Genomic DNA, 5,159 nt, shown 5'->3' on the forward strand with positions numbered 1-5,159 from the left:
GCCGCCGGCCCGTGGAGCTGCGCCCAGGGCGGCCTCGGACGTGCCCTGGGCCAGTGCATGTCAACCCGGCGAGGTCCTCCGGACCTCGCCGCCCTGAATCTGAAGCTGCGCGATTACCAGGCACGTGAGCTGGTGGGTGATGCCGACGAGCTGGCCGAGCTGCGTGCCTATGTGTGGCACGGCGAAGCCGACAACGTCGTCGATTCCTCCCTGGGAGAAGCCCTGGCCGAGCAGCTGGCCGGTTGGCTGGCCAATGCCGGAGATCAACTGAAGGTGCACCTCGCGCCGGACGCCGGCCACGGCTGGCCCATCCGCTCCGACGAGCAGATTCCGCCCAGTTGGCTGGCCGAGTGTCGCGGTGGTGGCGGAACACACCTGCTGGCATGCGGTACGGATATCGCCGGCGAGGCACTGGCCTGGCTGCATGGCGAGCTTGTCCCGGCACAAGAGGTCGATATGACGCAGCTGCTGCGCTTCGATCAGGAGGAGTTTGCGGTGCGCGGAATGGGCGACGTGGGCTATGCCCTGGTACCCGAGGCGTGCAAGGCAGGTGGCTGTGATCTGACACTCGCCCTGCATGGCTGCGGGATGGACAGCAAGCAAATCGGCGAGGCCTTCGTACGCCACAGCGGGCTCAACGAGTGGGCCGTGGCCAACCAGCGGGTCGTGCTCTACCCCCAGGCGGAAACCAGCCTGGCCAACCCCCAGGGCTGCTGGGACTGGTGGGGTTTTACCGAGAGCACCTGGCAGCTCGACCCCCTGCACGATACCCGGGAAGGCGTTCAGGTACGGGCGCTGATGGCCATGATCGACCGGCTGGAGGAGAGCCCGGCCGAGGACGAATGACCTAGCTGCCCAGCTCGCTCTCCAGCGCCGAGCGCAGCGGGTGAGGCGTCGGCGAATAGAGCACCCGCTGCAGGATCTGGCCGTCACGGTCGACCAGATAGAGCGAGGAACTGTGGTCGACGGTGTATTCCATCGCCGAATCCGGCGTTTCCACCCGCCGCCATACCACGTTATAGCGCCCGGCCAGTTCCTCGAGCTGTTCCTCATTGCCGGCCACACCGATGAAGTCATCGCCAAAAAAGCCCACGTACTCTTCCAGACGCTCCAGCGTATCCCGCTCGGGGTCCACCGTGATCATCACCGGCACCACCCGCTGGCGCTGCTCGTCATCCAACCCCTGCATGACCTGACGAATCACGGCCATGCTCATGGGGCAGACGTCCGGGCAGTAGGTATAGCCGAAGAAGAGGATGGCGACCTGGTCCTCATCCATCTGGGTCAACGAGAAGTCACCCTGGGTGGAGGGCATCTCTACCGGACCGCCCCGAGGACCGCCATCATCCGCTGCCCTCTGCTGCTCGTACCAACCATAGCCACCGAGCGCCACGGCCAGCACGACCACGACACCCAACACCTTCCAGATACCCTGTCGCTTCATGGCACACTTCGCTCCACAGTAAAATCGAACCGGCTACCCAGCCGGCCATCGGTGGTCTCCACCACGACCTGGGCAAGCCAGGCCATGGTTGCCTCGGTGCAGATCGGCACCTGCGCAACCCCCTCATAGCGCCCATTATCCTGCGCTTCGAGAGGGAACCGGTGCAAGCCCATATCCATATCGCGACCCACGAAGTCGACATGAACGGCAGTGGCCTCCACGCCCTCCAGCGTTACCGTCAGGGGCAGCAGCTCCAGCGCCCGAATCCCCCCAGGGGCATCGGCCGCCAGACTCAGGTACCGGGCGTCCCCCAGCATCACCTGGCAGGAAGACCGATGAAACTCGCAGGGAGCCGCTGCGTCGTACCAGGCAATGCCGTGATCGCCCCGCACCAGATGAGAGACCAGGTACCACAGGGCCACCGCCAGTGCCAACAGGGTGGCCAGGATCATCAGGCGGAGTCCGGGAAAGCGGGTATCCCTTGGGTCTGGATGAGTGGATGAGCTCATGACGGCGAAAGCAGCACTCCAATGAGAGGCGACAGAGGGGTAAGCTTAACAGCATTTGCCGGGCATCGACCGTGGATGGATGTCGCAGGGCAGCGGCTTTGCAAGGGTTGAAAGGAGTTCGAATGGAAGGTGTGGCGCAGGCATTGGGACCGCTGTTTCTGCTGATACTGCTGGGCGCCGTGCTGGGCTGGCGTCGCCTGCCCGGCGACGGTTTCTGGCCCGCCATGGAGCGGCTGATCTACTTTCTGCTGTTTCCCGCCATGCTGGTGGCCACCCTGGCAACCGCCGATGTCGGCCAGGTACCCGTCGTCCGCCTGGCCATGGCACTGCTCGGCGCCATGCTGCTCTTCGCCGCCCTGCTGTGGGCCCTTCGGCCGAAGCTGGGGCTCGAATCGGCGGCCTTCACCTCGGTGTTTCAGGGCGCGCTGCGCTTCAACACCTACGTGGGGGTTGCCGGAGCGGCGGCACTGCACGGCTCCGCCGGTGCCACCGTGGCGGCGGTGGCCGTGGCCTGATGGTGCCGGTGGTCAACGTACTCTGCGTGGCGAGCTTCATTGCCGCCGGCACGCTGGGGCCCTCAAGCCTGGGCAAGAGCCTGCTGGCACTGGTACGCAACCCGCTGATTCTCGCCTGCCTGGTCGGTATCGCCCTGAACCTGACCGGCATCGGACTGCCCGGCTGGAGCGGTGCCACGGTGGAACTGCTGGGACGCGCCGCCCTGCCACTGGGTCTGGTCGCGGTGGGAGTGGCCCTGCGTCCCCGGGCACTGGTACGCCTGGACCGTGGCGTCTGGACATCCAACCTGGTGAAGCTGGCACTGATGCCCGCGCTGGTCCTGCTGCTCGCCCTGGTGCTGGGGCTGGACCCGGTGAGCCGGGACGTGGCGCTACTCTTCGCCGCGCTGCCCACCGCCACCTCGGCCTATATCCTGGCCGCCAACTGGGAGGGGACGCCGAGCTGATGGCTGCCCTGATCACCGGCCAGACCCTGCTGGCCATGGCAACGCTGCCGCTCTGGCTGCGCCTGGCCGGCTAACCAATAAAACTTAATAAAAAGTATTCGCATTTGTGTTGACGGCGCAAACGAGAATGATTACAGTGAGGGTGTGGCGTTTGATGAGGCGCCACACCCATAAGAGGATCGCCAGTTCCTCATTATGGTTTCTCCCCCTCATTTGCTAGTCACGGTCTTGCCTGCGCCTCCTCTGGAGGCGCTTTTTTTGTTTCTCCCCTCATTGGCTCCGAGATTCTACCCACCGACGGTGCCACGCCGTTGTAGGAGCAGCTTCAGCTCGCGACTGGAGGCTGCAAGCCTCCCGGCGGTGTTGCCAGCGCTGACGATCGTCGCCAACCATGACAGCCTCCGCCAAGCGCCTGACGGCGCCAGTCGCGATGCGGAGCAGCGCTCCTACAGCGATTCTATCCGCCGACGGTGCCATGCCGTTGTAGGAGCAGCTTCAGCTCGCGACTGGAGGCCGAAGGACTCCCGGCGGTGTTGCCGACGCTGACGATCGTCGCCAACCATGCAGCCTCCGCCAAGGCGCCTATCGGCGCCAGTCGCGATGCGGAGCAGCGCTCCAACAATGATACTTTCCACCGACGGCGCCACACCGCTGTCGGAGGAAGCTTCAGCTCCGGTCCGACGCATCGGCGACTGGAGGCCGAAGGACTCCCGGTGGTGTTGCCGACGCTGACGATCGTCGCCAACCATGACAGCCTCCGCCGAGGCGCCAGTCGCGATGGGAACTCGGAGCGCCGAACCGAGCGCTCCAACAGCTGCTTTCTCCACCGGCAGTGCCGCCTCCGCCTCTCGCTCAGGACACACCAACACTGAGCCAGGGTCCGCGGTGGGTCAGGCGATCGCGCAGCAGGCGGGCCATCGCCTCTGCTGCCGGCTGGGAGGCGATGGCAATATGTGGGGCGAAATGCAGCCTCGCCTCACAACGTTTGAGCGGCGGCATATCTTCCGCGGGTCCCAGCTCGCGCATGGCCCCGGTCAGCCGCTCGCGGTCGAGTACGCTGATTGCCAGGCCCATTTCCACCGCCTTCTCGACGGCATGGATGCTGGTACTGGTAAAGACCGCATGCCAGGGCCGCCCAATCGCCTCGAGCGCTTCGATGGCCAGGGCCCGATAGGGACAGTCCACCTCGTGCATCGCCAGGGGAAGGCGTGCCCTGCCGCTCAGGTCACCGACCCGAGGACCGGCCCAGACAGGCGAGGTATGCCAGAGCACCTCGCCCCCCGGCAGCGGGTGGGGGCGGTCCAGCAGCACCGACAGCGTCAGCTGGGAGCGGCTCAGCTGTCTGGCCAGCTCGCCACTGGTGGCGGTCACGATCTCGAGCAGCACATCGGGATGGTGCGCCATGAACTCCGGCAGCACGCTGCCCAACAGCTCCCGCGCATAGTCTTCCGGCAACCCCAGGCGCAGCTTGCCGCCCAGGCCGCGCCCGGTGAATCGTGACAACATGCCGTCATGCAGTCGCAGCAGCTCGCGGGACTCCTGCAGCAGGGCCTCGCCGATGGCTGTCGGCTTCACGCCCCGTGAGCCCCGCTCCAGCAATCGCGAGCCCAGCGCCTCCTCCAATCGCTTGATCTGCATGCTGATAGCGCTGACGGTGCGGTGCCGCTGCTGTGCCGCAGCAGCCAGCGACCCCAGCTGGGCGGCCGCCTGAAAGCTGCGCAACAGCTCCAGGTCCAGTGCCGCGGACGAGACTTCAGACATATTGAATGCTCGCTCGAATAGTTATCGATACATTGAAATCCATTTCTCACCCATGCTCAAGGTCAGTTCATCCAGGAGGGAGGAGAATGCGAGCGTCATGGGTTTCACCACTGATCGCCATGGGCTTCGTGGTGTGCTGGAGCTCCGGCTTCGTCGGAGGCAGGCTGGCGACCGAGGCCGATACGCCGGTGCTGTCGCTGTTTGCCTGGCGTTTTCTTCTGGCGAGCCTGCTGGTCGCCGTCTGGTGGCGACTGATCGGCGGTGCTCGGCTGGCGCTGCGCGATGTAAGGCGGGAGATGGCCGTCGGCAGCCTGACCATGGGCGGCTACCTGCTGGGGGTGATACTGGCGCTCGAGCATGGCGTGAGCACCGGCGTGGCCGCCCTGATTACCGCGCTTCAGCCGCTACTCGCTGCGGCCCTGGCCGGACCCTGGCTCGGCGAACGCCTGTCGGCCCGAGGCTGGGCGGGCATGGCCGTCGCCAC

Annotated in this window: 5 protein-coding genes and 1 pseudogene; 3 read left to right on the forward strand and 3 right to left on the reverse strand. The window is 65.8% G+C overall.

What is annotated here, in order from left to right; all coding sequences use genetic code 11:
- A partial coding sequence (locus Q427_RS26950; RefSeq protein ID WP_043518604.1) for a poly(3-hydroxybutyrate) depolymerase occupies nucleotides 1–846 on the forward strand: 846 nt, incomplete at its 5' end.
- Between the two features lies 1 nt (nucleotide 847).
- Here Q427_RS26950 and Q427_RS26955 read toward each other — a convergent pair.
- Both Q427_RS26955 and Q427_RS26960 read right to left on the reverse strand, forming a co-directional pair.
- A complete protein-coding gene (locus tag Q427_RS26955) occupies nucleotides 848–1,444 on the reverse strand; it encodes an SCO family protein (protein WP_043518606.1) in 597 nt (198 codons plus the stop codon).
- Nucleotides 1,441–1,896: a hypothetical protein gene (locus tag Q427_RS26960; protein WP_231613946.1), complete on the reverse strand. Its 456-nt coding sequence runs from the start codon at nucleotides 1,894–1,896 to the stop codon at nucleotides 1,441–1,443. Before Q427_RS26960 ends, Q427_RS26955 begins: the two co-directional genes overlap by 4 nt.
- Nucleotides 1,897–2,075: 179 nt before the next feature.
- On the opposite strand from Q427_RS26960, the pseudogene Q427_RS26965 reads away from it, so the two are divergent.
- Nucleotides 2,076–2,988: pseudogene (locus tag Q427_RS26965) on the forward strand (AEC family transporter).
- A gap of 778 nt (nucleotides 2,989–3,766) precedes the next feature.
- Here Q427_RS26965 and Q427_RS26975 read toward each other — a convergent pair.
- A complete protein-coding gene (locus Q427_RS26975; RefSeq protein WP_043518611.1) occupies nucleotides 3,767–4,675 on the reverse strand; it encodes a LysR family transcriptional regulator in 909 nt (302 codons plus the stop codon).
- 86 nt (nucleotides 4,676–4,761) lie between these two features.
- On the opposite strand from Q427_RS26975, the gene Q427_RS26980 reads away from it, so the two are divergent.
- Nucleotides 4,762–5,159: EamA family transporter (locus Q427_RS26980; protein ID WP_043518613.1), on the forward strand; the 398-nt coding region annotated here is incomplete at its 3' end.

The organism is Halomonas sp. BC04 (assembly GCF_000568385.1).